This is a genomic window from Exiguobacterium sp. s183, from assembly GCF_018617655.1.
GTDB lineage: Bacteria > Bacillota > Bacilli > Exiguobacteriales > Exiguobacteriaceae > Exiguobacterium > Exiguobacterium aestuarii_A.
In genome coordinates this window covers 35156-52271 of sequence record NZ_JACSKN010000002.1, presented here as the reverse complement: position 1 = coordinate 52271, position 17116 = coordinate 35156, and the positions used below count along the sequence as shown (strand labels likewise).

The 17116-nt window shown below is 50.2% G+C and carries 10 protein-coding genes and 1 pseudogene; all 11 read left to right on the top strand.

All coding sequences use genetic code 11. From position 1 onward, the window contains the following. Window positions 1-151 precede the first annotated feature (151 nt). The 11 genes and pseudogenes from KNP62_RS05820 (at window position 152) to KNP62_RS05770 (ending at window position 17082) form a co-directional block, all read left to right on the top strand. A complete protein-coding gene (locus tag KNP62_RS05820; RefSeq protein ID WP_214784210.1) occupies window positions 152-2218 on the top strand; it encodes a bifunctional metallophosphatase/5'-nucleotidase in 2067 nt (688 codons plus the stop codon). A 220-nt stretch (window positions 2219-2438) separates the two neighbouring features. Continuing rightward, entirely contained in the window at window positions 2439-5522 is a 3084-nt protein-coding gene (locus tag KNP62_RS05815; RefSeq protein ID WP_214784207.1) for a CgeB family protein, read from the top strand. Then, window positions 5519-7684, top strand: a complete 2166-nt coding sequence (locus KNP62_RS05810; protein WP_214784205.1) for a glycosyltransferase — start codon at window positions 5519-5521, stop codon at window positions 7682-7684. Before KNP62_RS05815 ends, KNP62_RS05810 begins: the two co-directional genes overlap by 4 nt. A 60-nt stretch (window positions 7685-7744) precedes the next feature. Then, window positions 7745-9706, top strand: coding sequence for a hypothetical protein (locus KNP62_RS05805; RefSeq protein WP_214784202.1), 1962 nt, complete (start codon window positions 7745-7747; stop codon window positions 9704-9706). A gap of 11 nt (window positions 9707-9717) precedes the next feature. Further along, window positions 9718-10071 (top strand): hypothetical protein, encoded by a 354-nt coding sequence (locus KNP62_RS05800; protein ID WP_214784200.1) that lies wholly within the window; start codon window positions 9718-9720, stop codon window positions 10069-10071. Next, window positions 10068-11366, top strand: a complete 1299-nt coding sequence (locus KNP62_RS05795; RefSeq protein WP_214784198.1) for a glycosyltransferase — start codon at window positions 10068-10070, stop codon at window positions 11364-11366. The genes KNP62_RS05800 and KNP62_RS05795 overlap by 4 nt, the downstream gene beginning before the upstream one ends. Window positions 11367-11511: 145 nt before the next feature. Then, a complete protein-coding gene (locus tag KNP62_RS05790; protein ID WP_214784195.1) occupies window positions 11512-12801 on the top strand; it encodes a nucleotide sugar dehydrogenase in 1290 nt (429 codons plus the stop codon). 17 nt (window positions 12802-12818) lie between these two features. Further along, window positions 12819-13616, top strand: a complete 798-nt coding sequence (locus KNP62_RS05785) for an ABC transporter permease (RefSeq protein ID WP_214784192.1) — start codon at window positions 12819-12821, stop codon at window positions 13614-13616. Between the two features lie 13 nt (window positions 13617-13629). Then, window positions 13630-14406 (top strand): annotated as a pseudogene (gene tagH / locus KNP62_RS05780) (teichoic acids export ABC transporter ATP-binding subunit TagH); the annotation flags it as partial. Window positions 14407-14483: 77 nt separating this feature from the next. Continuing rightward, entirely contained in the window at window positions 14484-15593 is a 1110-nt protein-coding gene (wecB, locus tag KNP62_RS05775) for a non-hydrolyzing UDP-N-acetylglucosamine 2-epimerase (protein WP_074036365.1), read from the top strand. Window positions 15594-15651: 58 nt separating this feature from the next. Continuing rightward, window positions 15652-17082 (top strand): MBOAT family O-acyltransferase, encoded by a 1431-nt coding sequence (locus KNP62_RS05770; protein ID WP_214784189.1) that lies wholly within the window; start codon window positions 15652-15654, stop codon window positions 17080-17082. Window positions 17083-17116: the final 34 nt, after the last annotated feature.

Here is a 17116-nt window from a genome sequence, read left to right as displayed (position 1 = left end):
TGTGAGATTGCGTATCTTTAAAGATGAAGTCTATACAGGTTTTGTAATCGCTTCCATTGGCTTGATGTCAGACATCTGTCGGAGGAGGTCAAAATCGAGGGTGTGACTTCGGTACGGTCGACTCATACATATTCAAAGGAGGAATATCTGCATGTTGAACTCAAAAACACGCAAGTTCTATCAAGGAATGCTCGCAGCAACGCTCACGGCATCGGTGATCGCCCCGGCGGTCGTGACAGAAGCGGCTCCTGCCAAAAAGACAATCAAGTTGAAAGCAGCTTTCGTCACAGACGGGGATCTTGACGCAGCGCTCGACAAAACGTATCAAGGGAACAAAATCTATTGGTACAAATCGACAGTCGACATGGACAAGCTCGGTACATATCAAGTTGCTAAAGGATACATTAAATGGAAGAACCAGTACTTCGAGAAAAAAGTACGCGTCGTTAACTATCCGAAAGCAATCATCCCTCCAAAAGGGGACTGGACGTTCAAACATGGTGAGCAATTGACTGGCCAGTTGAACACGCTTCAAATCCAATTCGTCGACCGTGTCCTCCGTCAACCGGTGAAGTGGACAAACCTTTCGACAGATAAGATTGGTGAGTTCGTCGCGACGGCATCTTACACGCATAAAGGCCGCACCGTGACACTCGACGTTCCTTATAAAGTAGAAGGATACGACCTCTCAATCATGCATACGAACGATACGCATGCGGCGCTCAAGTACGCTCCGAACCGTGCGACAGCTGTCAAACAAGTTCGTGCTGAAAAACCAGATAGCTTGTTGATCGATGCGGGAGATGTCTTCTCTGGTTCACTTTACTTCAACGAGTTCAAAGGACAAGCTGACCTCAAGTTGATGAACTACATGAAGTACGACTTGATGGTACCTGGTAACCACGAGTTCGACCTCGGAACAGAAGAAGGACATAAAGAGTTGTCACAATTCGTTCGTTATGCGAACTTCCCGTTCGTCAGCTCGAACGTCGATTATTCTGGCGACCAGTACATGAAGAACTTGTACCGTGATGAAACGACAGAGAAGGCTTACAACGGTCGTCTCTATGAGGGCGTCATCAAAGTGGTTGACGGGAAGAAAGTCGGATTCTTCGGTTTGACGACAGAAGAAACGGCTGACATCGCTAGCCCGGGTCCAATCAAGTTCCAAAACTATATCGATGAGGCGAAGAAAGCGGTCAAGGCGTTCGAAGACATGGGTGTCCATCAAATCGTCGCGGTCTCGCACCTTGGTTACAACGACAACCCGACAGTCGACAACGACTTGCTTCTAGCTGAAAACGTTGACGGCATCGATGTCATCATCGGTGGTCACACGCATTCACGCTTGAACGCACCTGTCGTCATCTCAGAAAATAAAACAGAGCCGACGCTCATCGTCCAAGCCTTCCAGTACAGTGAGTTCCTCGGTACACTTGACGTCGAGTTCGACAAAGACGGGAAAATCGTTTCGCATGCTGGTAAGTTGATCGACGTGAAAGTACTCGAGCCAGACGCTCGCGCGGTTTCACTTCTTGCACCATTTAAAGAAGATGTCGACAAGATCAGCAATGACCCGATCGGTGTCACGTTGACAGCGGCACTTGAAAACCCACGTGACGAAGGCGACATTTCAGCACCAAGTGTACGTAAACAAGAGACGCCTCTCGGTAACTTGATCGCAGACGGCATGCTCGCGAAAGCGAAAGACTACGATGCAGACATCATCGCGGCAGTTCAAAACTCAGGCGGTATTCGTTCGAGCATCGATGCAGGTCCTGTCACGACAGGTGAAGTCATCACGGTCCTTCCGTTCGGTAACACGCTTGCTGTCATGAACCTCAAAGGTTCTGAATTGCTCGCGGCACTCGAGCGCAGCGTTAGCGTTTACCCACGTGAGAGCGGCGGCTTCCTCCAAGTATCAGGATTGAAAGTCGAGTTCGACAGCTCGAAGCCAGCGAACGAGCGTATCGTGAAGGTGACATACAACAACGGTACGACGGATGTTGCCATCGATCCGAACGGTATGTACAAAGTTGCGACAAACTACTACACAGCGACGGGCGGCGACAACTATGTCGAGTTCGAAGCAGCATTCAAAGATGCACGTGTGACGGACCTCGGTCTTAGCGACTGGGAAAACCTCCGCGACCACATGCTCGACCTTGGTGAGATCACACCAACGGTTGAAGGTCGTATCGTCGACGTAGCAAAATAAGATTTTTTAGGCGGGGCATCCTTATCGGGTGCCCTGTTTTTTGATGAATTCAATCGAAACAAACAATATGTTCTCTTTGTATTCGATTTGTCACTCAGTTGATTTTGCCTTTTGAATTGAGCGTTTGCTATAATCAATGGGTGTCGAAACGTGATGTTTCAAATAACAGGGCATCGGCTAAAGAGAAAACGATGCCATAATGAATTTGGAGGAACCCCCCATGAGTTGGAAACGAAAAGTGAAACGCGGTGTCTACCTAGGCATGCAGCGCGGCAAACGCATCGGTCGTCGGTTGATGAAAGGGACACAGACGCAAGTCCAGACGAGACAGTTCGTCGAGGTCGTCCCGTCTTGGTACGCACGTACATCTGCAAACTACGAACTCGATGGTGCAGCGCTCGTTTCAACGATGGCTGAGAAGCAATTTTTGACGTATGGCGAACGTGCCTCGTCGTTCCGCGGCGTCCCTGGCCCGGATTCGTTCCAGCTCAATCCGTCGATTCGTGAATTTGACGCGAGCTTGAACGTTGAAAAGAGTGGTGACATCGAAGTCACGCTACTCGTGATGTTGTATAACGACGAAGAACGGACACGTGTCGTCCGTGTGAGTGACGGTGTTCGCACGACGGTCGCCCTTCGCGAAAACGAGACGAAGACACGCTTCGTCATCCAAACACAAGGGAAAGGCCGCGCCCTCATCCAATCGCTCCTCGTCGATGGCCAACCGCTATGGAACGTGGAAGGGATGGGTAGTGCCGTTGCCGATGCCGACTTTGACGCGATGATCGAGCTGGATGCCTCGACGCTTGAATTGATTTCTCCTGTCGGACGCATTGTCGACTTTTCAGACGAGGCCATCATCGTGACAGGACAAGGTAGCCAGTACGAGCACTACGGCGTGCAAGAAGCGGCTCTTCCACACGTGGATACGAAGCGCGGTATCGACTTCTCGCTTGCCGATATGGACGACTATGTCTATCGCTTCTATTTAAAAGGAGATGCGTCTCAAACGGCGAAAGCGACATTGTTTGTGGCGACGTATGCACACGGTGAGCGCGATCAACTGATTGAAGTGCCACTCGGCTTCAGTAACGTCTTGAGCCTGACACCTAGCCACGAGTCGGTCCGTTACTTCATCCGCTTCTACGGCGATGGGGCAATTTCAGACCTCAAGCTTGGTGTCATCCGTGAGAATAGTGTCCGCCGTACGGAACAATTCGATTTAGATCCGACGTATTGGACGATTCCGACACCGGAGTCGATTAAATTGAAACAAGATCCGAATGGCCTTCGTCTCGTATTGGACATCGAGCCGGACGTGCGCCGTTACGTTTCTTATATGGAAACGAATAACCGCTTCACGGTTCTCCCGAAAGAGAACCCATACACGGTCCGACCGAACCATCGCTATCGCGTCACAGTCGATGGCGAGCTCGGTGCGAACACAGGCGTCGTCCTTTATATCATTTCGTACTCGCTGACGGAACGATTGTCGATGCAGCAAGTTCAGCTCGGTAGCGAGAAGATTTTCGAGTTCGGAAAAGATGTCCGCTACCTCCGTTTCGCCCTTCGTGTGGATGGACAAGGTGAGACACTCGTCACAGGTATCCGCGTCAGTGAAGAGATTATCACCAACCGCACGCAAGTACCGGAATGGGTGGACCCGCGTGAGGCACGTCTGTTTGAGACGACACCACGTGAGTTGCATGAGATGAAAGTCGCGGCCATCTTCGATGAGTTCACGACAGCATCGTATCGTCCGGAGTGTGAGTTGATCACCTTCTCACCAGACGATTGGCCAGCCGTCTTGGCTGACCGCCAGCCTGACTTCCTCATGGTCGAATCCGCATGGAAAGGGAACGACAAGACGTGGGAGAAGAAAATCGTCAAGTATGGGACGAACACGTGGGAAGACCTCGATGCACTCCTTGACTGGTGCCGTCTGAACAACGTTCCGACCGTCTTCTGGAACAAAGAGGACCCGATTCACTACGATCGCTTCATCGAGACGGCGAAACGCTTTGACTTCGTCTATACGACGGATGCGAACATTCTCGAGAACTATAAGCGCGATTGTGGGCATGACCGTGTCGGCGCATTGCCGTTTGCGGCACAGCCGAAAGAGCATAACCCAATCCGCCTTCCGGGAACACGTGAACCGTACGCTTGTTTCGCGGGCTCTTATTATGCCAACCGTCACGAGTCGCGTCGGATTGACATGGACCGCTTGTTCGCAGCTGCTGACAAGTATGGTCTCGTCATTTATGACCGCAACTACGAGATGAACCAGCGTGGCGAGACGGACCAACTTCAGTTCCCTGAACAGTTCCGTCAATCAATACGTGGTAGCTTGAAATATAATCAAATCGCAAAAGCGTATAAAGGCTTTAAAGTCATGCTGAATGTCAACTCGGTCAACGATTCACCGACGATGTTCTCGCGCCGTGTCTTTGAAGGACTCGCGTGTGCGACACCGGTCGTCAGTACGCGTTCGGTCGGTGTTAAACAGATGCTCGGCGACTATGTCTTCCTCGATGAGGGCGATGAGATGCTCGAAGAAACGTTCCGTAAACTGCTCACCGACGATGCGTTCTATGAGGACGTGGCGATGGGTGGCATGCGTCACGTGCTCAAGAACCACACGTACACGCAACGTCTCGCACAAGTCGTCAGCACGATCGGACTCCCGTATCGTGTCGACCATCCGAAAGTCGCGCTCGTCGCATTCGTCCGCTCGACAGAAGAGATGAACCGTGTCGTCGACACGTTCCGTGCACAGGACTACGAGCACAAACATCTCGTCGTCTTCCTCGACAAGTTCGAAGGACATTTAGACGTTTACGAGGCATACAACACCGAGGATATCTCGACATTCATGCTCAGCTACTTGCCGCAGTACAACGCCTTGTCTGAAATCATGGACGGCTTTGATTGGATGGCCTACATTCAGACGGCAGATTACTATGGTCCTTCTTACATCTCCGACTACATGTTGGCGACGCGCTATGCGGAAGCGAACATTTTGACGAAAGAGGACTACTTCACTTGGAACGATACGCTCGAGAAGGTCGATTCGGATGGCACATATCGCTATGTGTTCGACGCGACGCCTTCACGTTCGATCATGAAGCCGGACGTTCTCCGCTTCTATAGTGTCCGGGAAGCGCTTGACGTTCTCGCGACAGATGCGACGCTAAAAGAGTTGGCTCAATCCGGTGAACGAATCTTTAGTACAGACCCGTATCAATATGTAAAAGCAGGGAGCGAGATGCCAACAGCAGTCGCTCAGGAGGTACAATTATGACGACACCACTTCGCGTCCTCGTTTATGGGGATGTCAACTTAAACTTGATTGACGGATCGGCCATCTGGCTGACTTCCGTCGTCTCGATGTTGAAGCAGGACCCATCGATTCACGTCGATGTCCTCCTCAAACGCTCAATCACCAAACCAGAAGTCACGGCGGGCATCAAAGAGTTGCCGAACGTTCGCTTCATCGATTTGTTCGGAGCAAACTCACCGAAGAAAGGGACACCTTATCATGAACGTGGCGTCCTTCAAGCGGATGAGGCAGCACAAGTAATCGATGAGTTGATGACAAAAGACGGCTATGACTTGGCGTTCGTCCGTGGATTCCAGTTGGCGTATGACCTGTCTCAATATGAACAGACGATGGCGAAGACGTGGACATATATCACGGATTTCACGCACGACCATACACAAGCGTCGGAAGAAGAACTCGCACGCCTTCGTCAGATTGCGTCCCGTTCGGCTCGGATGCTTTGTCAAACCGAGGCGATGAAGACGTACTTCGAGTCGTTCTTGCCGACGGACCGCCCGTTCTTGATTTTGAATCCGATGATTCCGAACGGGAAAGGGACGCAGCCAACGTTCACGAAACCGAACGACCGCCTCGTCTATACAGGGAAGTTCGCACCGCTTTGGTACACGACCGAGATTTTGGACGCATTCGCCAAGTTACGTGAGACGTATCCGGCTGAACTCCATATTGCGGGCGACAAGTTCAACCAAGACCCGAACAACCCGAACTTCAAACAAGAGACGTTAGCGCGTCTGAAGTCGGAGGAAGGGATTCATTGGCTCAAAGGCATTCCGCGAGCGGACGTCGAGACGCTCATCGACCGTAGTGCGATCGGTGTATCGTGGCGTCATCCAGAGCTCGACGCGAGTCTTGAGCTTTCGACGAAATTGCTCGAATACGGTTCGCTCGGAAAACCGGTCCTCTTGAACCGTAACCCGATGCACGAACTCATTCTCGGGGAAGACTATCCGCTCTTCGTCAACTCGGAAGAAGCATTCATCGAGAAGGCGCGTCTCGCGCTTACGGATGAGGATGTGTACGCTGACGCGGCGAAACGTCTCTATGAGATGTCGCAGTATTACACGTTCAGTAACACGTATGCACGTCTTCGTGACGAGCTTTGGTCGATGAAAAAGATTAATCTTCTCTTCGCTGGTCATGACTTCAAGTTCTTGCGCCTGTTCATGGACTACTTCCAGAACAACCCGCGCTTCAACGTCTTGATCGACCAATGGGAAGGACATAAGATTCATGACGTGAATCACAGTAAGGCATGTCTCGAGCAAGCAGACATCATCTTCTGTGAATGGGGTCTCGGGAACGCCGTCTGGTACTCGCATCATAAGAAGCCGCATCAGACGATGATCGTTCGCATTCACCGCCAAGAGAAAGAAACACCGTTCCCACGTGAATACAACCTTCATAACATCGACCGCATCATCTTGGTGTCGCCATATATGCTTGAAGAGATGTATCGTCTCTTCCGCATCCCGCGTCACAAGATGACGATGATTTATAACGCGGTCGACGGGAAGCGTCTCGTCCAACCGAAAGAAACGGAAGACTTGACGTTCCACTTAGGGATGATCGGGGTCAACCCGAAACTGAAGCGCCTCGACCTCGCGCTCGATATGCTCGAAACGTTGTTACAAGATGACCCACGATACAAGCTCTTTATCAAAGGCCATCATCCAAACGACATCTACTGGATCAACAAGCGAGAAGACGAGCGTGCCTACTACGACCGCTTGCTCGAGCGATTGGAGCAACCAATCTTCAAAGAGAGCGTTCGCTTCGATGGACACGGGGATGACGTTCCGGAATGGTTGACGAAAATCGGCTTCGTGCTGTCGACGAGTGACTTGGAAAGTTTCCACTTGGCACCGGCTGAAGCGATGACGTCTGGTACGTATCCGATCATCCGTCATTGGACGGGAAGTGAGACGATCTATCCGGACGATGTGTTGATGGAAAACGTGTTAGAAGGCGTCGACATCATCCGTTCGTTCAAAGGGGATTCAGCACGTCTCTTGGAAGCGACAGAGGCCTATAAAGCGTATGCGCATCATCATTTCGCGATTGAAACGCTCGCTCCGAAATTAGAGGAGCTCTTACTAGCAGAACTGAATGCCGTCCATTCATAATCAGCAAGCCCGCCATCGCGGGTTTGCTTCTTTTGAAAACAAAGAGAAGGGGAGCATCCCATGAGTTATTTTTTGTATGAAGCCACTACCCGACACGTCGAGTTGACAGAGCGTGACGGGGTGACCCATGTGTTGTCGAAAGAACCGCTCGATGCACGCATCGGCTGGTTTGACGCAACACGTGACGAGCCACACGGTCACTATATCTCCCTTCAATTCGAAGAGACGTTCACCGTGTCGGTCCCATTCAATAACGTCATCCCGGTCTACTACACGACAGACCCGATCGTCGTCGGTACATCGCTCCGTCAAGTGGCAGAGCGGGCCGATAAAACGGAAGTGTCGTCTGAAGCTGTCTCGCAAATGCGATTTGTCGGTCATGTGTTTGGACGTAACACCCGTATCGAAGGCGTGAAGCGACTCGCAGCAGGCGAGCGTCTCACTGTCAAAGACGGGGACGTGACCATCGAGAAATGGGACGACCTACCGATGGGAACGAACACGTTACGGGAAGATTTTGATGCGACATGGATCAAGGCGTTACGTCAATCGATTCCGCCTTATCAAACAGTGAATCTTCCGTTTGCGGGTTCGGCGTTTGACCTCGTCTTCACGAAACTTACACTCGAGGCAGGGAAGACGGTGCGCCTTCACGTTCCTTCATTAGATGGAAACGAGGCAGAACTGGCACGCCAACTATTTGAGGAAGCCGAACTTGTCGAGGCGAAGCCGCCGGTGACAGACATCCACTTGTCGCTATCGAAACGGGTAGCACAGTCGTTCGATGTGACAGAAGGAAACTTGAGCGCGTATGAGTCGATTCCGACTGGACGGGCACGTGATACGGACTACGTTGAAATCGGGAAACACGGTTCAGACTGGCTCTACGGTAAGCATATTTTCTTAAAAGAGACGATGGATGAGCATGAGGCGAAACAACAGCTCTCGAGACGGGCGATTCGTCCCTTCGAAGGGTTTGGTGAAGCAGAGCGCGAACAAGTCGAGGCGATGCTGGAACGGTTGTTTGACACGTACGAAGACCGGGATTGGAGCGGACGTCTCGAGGCGGCGTGGTTCGAGTTGAAAGTGGAGCACTTCCATGCGTATGCACGACAAGGCTTCATGGATGAGATGTTGCTCGTTCAACCACTGTTCGACCGTGACGTGCTGCGCCATATTCTCGAAGCGCCATATGAATTGAAACGACAAGGTCACCTCATGAAGGTCGCCTTCGATGAGTTGTTCGGTCCGACACCTCCCCATCTGGTCAAAGAGAGTTTCGCGTGGAGCGATTCGCCGCTCTTGCCGACTGTGACGCCGGCACCGCTGAACTGGCGGTTGATGCTCGATGCGGTCGTGCCGAGCCAAGTCGAACGGATGCATGAGCTCCTTCATGTGGAAGACTCCGTTCGCCAAGCGATGCCGAAGGGCGACAAGCCGAACCATCAGGTCGTCTCCATCTGGAATGACTGGACGACGCAAAACTGGTCGCATTTGTTGGAAGAGACGGCGATTGAAGCGGAACAGGTCGCACTGGAAATTCCAGAAGCGCACCAACCGCGATCGGTGACGATCAAACCGTTCATCTATCACTATTTCGTCCCGTTCAACACAGAGTTGTTCAGCCTGAGAGAGAATCAATTCAAGGCAGAGGTCGACGTCGAGCCGTTACATGGAGAGAATGGATATATCCAGCTCTTCAACCAGAGCTTCAGTTCACCTCCGTCAAGTGAGTTCTTAAAGGATGCGACGCTCGGGAACGCACCGTTCATCCAAGTGTCAGGGACGATTGAATTGTTGTCAGACGAAGACACGTCAATCGAACTGTACATCATGCAATATGATGCGAAGAAAAACTTGAAGAAGGCAGCCTTTGGTCAAACGCTCCGGACGGGAGTGAACACGTTACAACAACGTGTCCCGAAAGAGTTGGACGCCAAGTATATGAAGCTCGCCATCAAATTCCAAAATGATCAACATGCGGTCCGTCTCCGAATGGATGCATGGGACATAGAAAGCTGAGGACATCGAGTATGGAACGTCAACAAGTTGAATATGTAGAACGTGAGAATGCTTTTTTACGTGAGCAGTTGCAAATGATGACAGACCAGATGGAAATGTTGAAACAAGAAGTGCTCGAAGAGGGCGCGAAACAGATTCGAGGAAAAGAGAACACGGTTCAAAAGATGAAAGAACTCGAAAAAGAATTGCGTCAAGCCCAAGCGAACGCCGAAAAGTGGCGGAAGACGGCAGCTTCTGAGCAGAACAAAGTGAAAACGATGACGGAAGAAGTGGAGCGGATGAAGCATGTGATTGATCGTGCGAAAGCCATCCCGCTCGCCGGTAAGCTCATCACAAAGATTGAGCGTGAAGGGAATCCATCATGAAAACGTATGAGGAACAGCTAAACGACATCCAATTGGAGAAAAAGGCATGGGTCCAGACCGTCAATCGTCACTTTGAGACGATGTCGACCCCGAATTGGCTCGACGGTTCTTCCATCAAGCGTGGCGTCAGTGTCATCGTCGCTTCACATGATTCGGAAGAATTGTTGCGTGCTTGCCTTGCGTCACTAGAAGTCCAAACGATCCATGCCTCTTTGATTGAATGGGTCCTCGTCTTCAACGGTCCGAACCGTGAGGCATTGCGAGCCGTCAGTGAGTCGTTCGGTCGAGATGTCGACGTCGTCCGTCTCGAAGTCGAAGAGGCGAATGTCAGCATCGCCCGAAATCAAGGCATTGACGCGTCGACACGGCAGTATGTGACGTTTTTAGACGAGGACGATACGTTCAGCCCGACTTACGTCGAGCGACTATTCGAACAAGCATTACCGAATCGAATCGTGATTGCCGATATTCAAGACCGTAGTCCATCGGGCGAAGCACTTCCTTCACCCCTCCATCGGGAGTTCGAACGCCTGACAGGACAAGAGACGACGTACGAGCAAATGTCACAACTCCTGACGCTCAACGCGTGTAAACTTGTCCCAGCCGTCTATGCGAAACAAGTGCGTTACGAACCGACCTTAAGGAGCGGGGAAGATGTCGTTTATTTCTCAACGCTGTTCTCCACGTATACGCCTGAAGTGAAGATATTGCCTTCCGAGACGGATGCGATCTATTATCGCCAAGTGCGAGAACGTTCTGTCTCTCGCCAAGCGGTCAGCCAAGATTTCTCGGTCGACCAACGTCTTTCCGTCATCAAGCGGCTCGATGCCATTCCGACGAAAGAAGCCTCGATTCGACGTTTCATCGAGCGGAAAATCGACGCTCAGACCTCGATGATGAGTTTATTTTATGAGACAGTTCCTGAACAACGCGCGCATATCCGGACGTCAGTGCGGGAAGCAGCGCTTCGTTATTTTTCATTTAGTATATTGAATCAACATGCAGCGGAACGGGGGATTGTCATCGGCGAACGCCTCGAACAAGCCGGCGCACTCATTGCCGAATTCCCTGAAGACGTCGTCATCCGTGTCTATTTGATGGCACCGTATACGCGTCAAGAACTGCGAAGCCATGTGACGGATGAACAATTTGAGCGACTGACATTTGCGAATATGTCGCTACCGAATTGGTCAATATTGCCTGAAGTTTGTTATAGTAGTGGGGATGTGCGTGCCGTCGCATTATGCACGGAACATCATTTAGGTGTAAAATCTTACTCGGTCCCATCCCGTTAATACAGTATTGTCATGAAAATGTAATTGCTTCTCAATTCGTATCGGGAGTATAATGGGTTTGATTTTTGGTGAAATCCTAAACAATATGAAATGTTTTGCAACATTCGGTGACACGTGTCACTAATCTATGGAGGTTATTTCAATTATGAAAGTTTGTACAATCGGATTAGGATATATCGGACTCCCTACATCAGCCGTTTTCGCCCAGTATGGCGTAGACGTACTCGGTGTGGACATTCATCAGTCCGTCGTGGATAAATTGAACCGTGGCGAGATTCACATCGAAGAGCCAGGTCTTGGTGAAGTCGTGAAAGAAGTTGTCGCAAACGGTAAATTCCGTGCGTCACTCGAGCCAGAAAAAGCGGACGCGTTCATCATCGCGGTACCGACACCAAACAACGACGACGAGCACAAATCATGTGACCTCACATACGTTCTTGAAGCAACGAAACGCGTGCTTCCACACGTTGAAAAAGGAAACGTCATCATCGTGGAATCAACAATCGAGCCACGTACGATGGACGACCATGTGAAGCCGCTCGTCGAAGCTGCTGGATTCACAGTCGGCGAAGACATCTTCCTCGTACACTGCCCAGAGCGCGTCCTCCCAGGACAAATCTTGCATGAGCTCGTTCACAACAACCGTATCGTCGGTGGGATCACAGAAGCATGTGCAGAAGCTGGTGCAAAAGTGTACGGCACGTTCGTCAAAGGTGAAATCATCAAGACGGATGCCAAAACAGCAGAGATGTCTAAACTCATGGAAAACACATTCCGTGACGTGAACATCGCCCTCGCGAACGAACTCGCGAAAGTATGTAACGCCCTCGACATCAACGTGCTTGACGTCATCGAGATGGCAAACAAACACCCACGTGTTAACTTGCATAGCCCAGGACCAGGTGTAGGTGGCCACTGTCTCGCGGTCGACCCATACTTCATCGTCGCGAAGCAACCAGAACTTGCGAAAATCATCAAGTTGTCACGTGACACGAACGTATCGATGCCGGCTTACGTCGTCGAGAACGTCAAGAAACTCGTCGCAGGACAAGACAACGCGAAAATCGCGGCGTTCGGTGTAACGTACAAAGGAAACGTCGACGACATGCGTGAAAGCCCAGCGGTCGACATCATCGAATTGATGCTCGCTGACGGCATGAACGTAGCCGTCCACGACCCACACGTCGAAGTCTCTTCTTCGAAACATTTCGACCTCGTCTCGAAAGAAGAAGCGATTCAAGATGCGGACCTCGTCCTCGTCCTCGTTGACCACAACGAGTTCAAAGCACTCGACTTCGCAGAATTGAACGGCGCGATGCGTCGCCCAATGATTTTCGACACGCGTAATATCGTGAAGGCCGATGACAGCGACCTTGCCGTTGTAAACTACGGAAACCTTTACAACTACGTCAACGGGAAAGTCACGTTGGCCTAAACCGTTAGGTGCCCAATATGATCAAAGCATCGAAACAAGTTTTCATTGAACTTTGGGAGAGTCTCTATCTCATTTTGAGACTCTCTGTTTATGAAACGAAAAGTCGTTACTCGATGCAGTATTTTGGCTACTTGTGGGAAATCATCACACCAATTATTCAAATCGCCATCTATTGGCTCGTCTTCGGATTCGGTTTACGTGCGGGTCGAGACGTTGGGGATGTCCCGTTCTTACCATGGCTCGTCTCAGGGATTGTGCCATGGTTCTTCTTTGGACCGGCCATTGTCAGCGGATCTCGATCCGTTTTTTCTAAGATTGCCCTCGTCTCGAAGATGAGTTTTCCAATCAGTACGATTCCGGCCTATGTCATTTTGTCGGAGCTATACCGACACGTGGCCATGGTCGTCATCGCCTTTATCTTAATGATGGCGTTTGGGATCAGTGAAGGATGGAACATCTTGTTCCTCCCGTACTTACTGTTTAGTGCGCTTGCGTTTTTATATGCGTTCGCATTGTTGACTTCCGCATTAGCCACAATCATCCGAGATTTTCAAAATTTGCTGTCACAAATTATTCGGATGATGCTGTATCTATTACCGATTTTTTGGCAACCGTCCGGGAAACTAGAATTGATTTTGATGGCCAATCCGCTCTATTACCTCGTGGAAGGCTATCGCTCGATGTTCCTCGGAACGGATTGGATTATGCAAAATCTCACTTATGGTCTTTACTTCTGGGGCTTCACCTTCGTGACGTTCCTCATTGGTTCAGCGATTCACGTGCGTTTCCGTCGCTACTTTATCGACTATATTTAAGGAGCAGTGACGTATGAGCTATCAAGTCAAATTCGAAAATGTCTCGAAGCGATACACGTTGTATCGTAAGCAAAGTGACAAATTGAAAGAAGTCTTGTTCAACCGTGCGAACGGGAAACAGTTTTATGCGCTTCGTAACGTGACGTTTGAAGTTCCGCCCGGAGAGGTGGTCGGGATTTTAGGAATTAACGGTTCTGGGAAATCGACGATGTCGAACCTTCTCTCTGACGTGATTCCACCGACACACGGACGGATCGAGCTTCGAGGCAAACCGTCATTGATTGCCATCTCTTCTGGATTGAACGGCAATTTGACGGGGATGGAGAACATTGAACTGAAATGTCTCATGCTCGGGATGAACAAGCAGCAAATCAAAGACATTACCCCGGAAATTATCGAGTTTGCCGATATCGGCGATTTCATCGATCAACCGGTTAAAACGTACTCGAGCGGGATGAAGTCACGTCTTGGCTTCGCCATCTCCATCAACATCGACCCTGATATCCTCGTCATCGATGAAGCGTTGTCCGTTGGGGACCAAACGTTCACCGATCGATGTCTCGTCAAGATGAACGAGTTCAAAGATCAAGGGAAGACAATCTTCTTCATCAGTCACTCGGTTTCCCAAGTGCGTCAATTCTGTACACAAGCCATCTGGCTCGAGTACGGAGAGATTCGCGAATACGGACCCGTGGATGAGGTCGCAGACGAGTATATGAAATTCTTGAAATGGTTCCGCACGTTGGATGCGAAGCGTCAATCGGAATTCAAGCAACAGAAGATGGCGCAACGTACGACGATTGTGGACCAAGATGACGTCGGTGAGACGATTATCTTGCCACGAAAAACGCTTAAAGGAGAATCTGTATGATTAAAGTTATGACCGTATTCGGTACACGCCCTGAGGCTATCAAAATGGCCCCGCTCGTGTTAGAGCTCAAACAACGTGAAGGGATCGAACCGATTGTCGTCGTCACAGCTCAACATCGTGAGATGCTCGATCAAGTCCTTCAACTTTTCAAAATCACACCGGACTATGATTTGGACGTGATGAAGAAAAACCAAACGCTCTTCGATGTGACGACACGTGTCCTTCATGGACTTGATGAAGTCATGAAAGAAGCGAAACCGGATATCGTTCTCGTTCACGGTGATACGACGACGACGTTCGCGGCATCACTCGCTGCATTCTATAACCAGATTGCAATCGGTCACGTAGAAGCAGGGCTTCGCACATACAACAAGTATTCACCTTACCCTGAGGAAATGAACCGTCAATTGACAGGCGTCATGGCAGACCTTCATTTCGCTCCGACGGACACATCAGCTGAAAACTTGCTTCGTGAGAACAAGAAAGAAGCCGATATTTTCGTGACAGGGAATACGGCAATCGATGCCTTGAAGACGACAGTGCAAGATGACTACGACAGTGAATTGCTCAACAAAATCACAGGTCAAGACAAGCGTCTCGTCCTCTTGACGGCACACCGTCGTGAAAACCTTGGAGAGCCGATGCGCAACATGTTCCGCGCGGTTCGTCGTTTGATTGAAAAGTATGATGACATCGAAGTCGTGTACCCGGTTCACATGAACCCGATCGTACGCGAACTTGCTGGTGAAATCTTAAATGATTTAGACCGCGTTCACTTGATTGAACCGCTCGATGTCTTTGATTTCCACAACTACGCATCACGCTCGCACCTCATCTTGACGGATTCAGGTGGCGTACAAGAAGAAGCACCATCACTCGGTGTACCGGTTCTCGTTCTTCGTGACACGACAGAACGTCCGGAAGGCGTTGCAGCAGGAACGTTGAAACTCGCTGGAGTCGAGGAAGAAGTCATTTTCGGACTCGCTGATGAGTTGTTATCGGATCAAGCCGCATATGAGAGTATGGCAAAAGCGTCTAACCCTTACGGGGACGGGGAGGCGTCACGCCGAATCGTCGACGCAATCGTCGAACGTTTCACACGTTGATTGATGATAGACTGTCCCTCGGGGCAGTCTATTCTTTTTTTGAGAAAGGAGGGAATCCATGCTTTTCAGTTCAACGATTTTTTTATTTTGGTTTTTACCGATTGTTTTGATCTTATACTATGTATCTCCACGTTTTTTGAAAAACACGATCCTGCTGATTGCCAGTCTCTTGTTTTACGCTTGGGGAGAACCGATTTATACAGCCGTTATGCTGACATCGATTGTGATGAACTATTTGTTCGGAATCTATGTTGACCGCTATCGGGAAGAAAAGAAGAAAGCGAAGTGGATCGTCGGGCTCATGGTCGCGGCCAACGTACTCCTGTTGTCTGTGTTCAAATATACGAGCTTCATCATTGAAAACGTGAACGCCATCACGGGGCTCGAATTGACCGACCCGAAAATTCCACTTCCGATCGGTGTGTCTTTCTTCACCTTTCAAGCGATGAGTTATGTGATCGATGTATACCGGAAGGATGGGAAAGTTCAACGGAACCCTCTCGACCTTGCTTTATACATCTCCTTATTCCCGCAATTGATTGCCGGACCGATTGTCCGTTATCAGACGGTCGCAGATGAGATCAATGATCGTAAAGAGACGATGGATGACTTTGCGAGCGGGGTGCAACGGTTTGTCATCGGTTTGGCGAAAAAGATGCTTCTCGCGAACAATGCTGGATATGTGGCAGACCAGATCTTCTCACAAAGTACAGACAACATGTCGATGGGGCTCGCCTGGATTGGAATTATCGCCTATTCGCTCCAAATCTACTTTGACTTCTCCGGGTATTCCGATATGGCCATCGGGTTAGGTCGGATGTTTGGGTTCCACTTCCTCGAGAACTTCAACTATCCGTACATCTCGAAGTCCGTCTCTGAATTTTGGCGGCGCTGGCATATCTCACTCGGTAGCTGGTTCCGAGATTACGTATACATCCCGCTTGGCGGGAATCGAGGCAGTGCGTGGAAGCTCTATCGCAACTTAGCGGTCGTCTGGGTACTGACCGGTGTCTGGCACGGTGCGAGCTGGACGTTCATCGCATGGGGCGCCTACTATGGCGTATTCATCATGTTGGAGCGGGCGTTCCTCGGTGCTTGGCTCAAAGCGCTCCCGGCGGCACTTGCGCATGCGTTCACGCTATTTGTTGTCATCATCGGTTGGGTCTTCTTCCGAGCCGATAACTTCCCATATGCGCTTTCGTACTTGTCTGCGATGTTCCATTTGAACGGTGGACCGGTATGGGATCATGAAGCAATGTTCTACTTCGTTCAATACGGGGTGATTTTATCCATTGCGATGATTGCTGCGACACCGATTCCGAAATGGTTCGGCGAGAAGGTGCTCCTGCTTGAACAAAACAGTAGAAAATTGTGGGTCAACTACACGGCTGGCTTCATGCGCATCGGATTCTTGGCAACCATCTTTATCTTTGCGATTTCGTATGTCGTCGCGAGTAGCTTTAACCCGTTTATTTATTTCAGATTCTAACGAAAAAGTCGTTCTCACAATGGAGAACGACTTT

Coding starts and splice junctions, on each gene's coding strand:
- KNP62_RS05810 (WP_214784205.1), top strand. CDS start 5,519: ATGACGACACCACTTCGCGTCCTCGTTTATGGGGATGTCAACTTAAAC.
- KNP62_RS05790 (WP_214784195.1), top strand. CDS start 11,512: ATGAAAGTTTGTACAATCGGATTAGGATATATCGGACTCCCTACATCA.
- KNP62_RS05805 (WP_214784202.1), top strand. CDS start 7,745: ATGAGTTATTTTTTGTATGAAGCCACTACCCGACACGTCGAGTTGACA.
- KNP62_RS05785 (WP_214784192.1), top strand. CDS start 12,819: ATGATCAAAGCATCGAAACAAGTTTTCATTGAACTTTGGGAGAGTCTC.
- wecB (WP_074036365.1), top strand. CDS start 14,484: ATGATTAAAGTTATGACCGTATTCGGTACACGCCCTGAGGCTATCAAA.
- KNP62_RS05815 (WP_214784207.1), top strand. CDS start 2,439: ATGAGTTGGAAACGAAAAGTGAAACGCGGTGTCTACCTAGGCATGCAG.
- KNP62_RS05795 (WP_214784198.1), top strand. CDS start 10,068: ATGAAAACGTATGAGGAACAGCTAAACGACATCCAATTGGAGAAAAAG.
- KNP62_RS05800 (WP_214784200.1), top strand. CDS start 9,718: ATGGAACGTCAACAAGTTGAATATGTAGAACGTGAGAATGCTTTTTTA.
- KNP62_RS05820 (WP_214784210.1), top strand. CDS start 152: ATGTTGAACTCAAAAACACGCAAGTTCTATCAAGGAATGCTCGCAGCA.
- KNP62_RS05770 (WP_214784189.1), top strand. CDS start 15,652: ATGCTTTTCAGTTCAACGATTTTTTTATTTTGGTTTTTACCGATTGTT.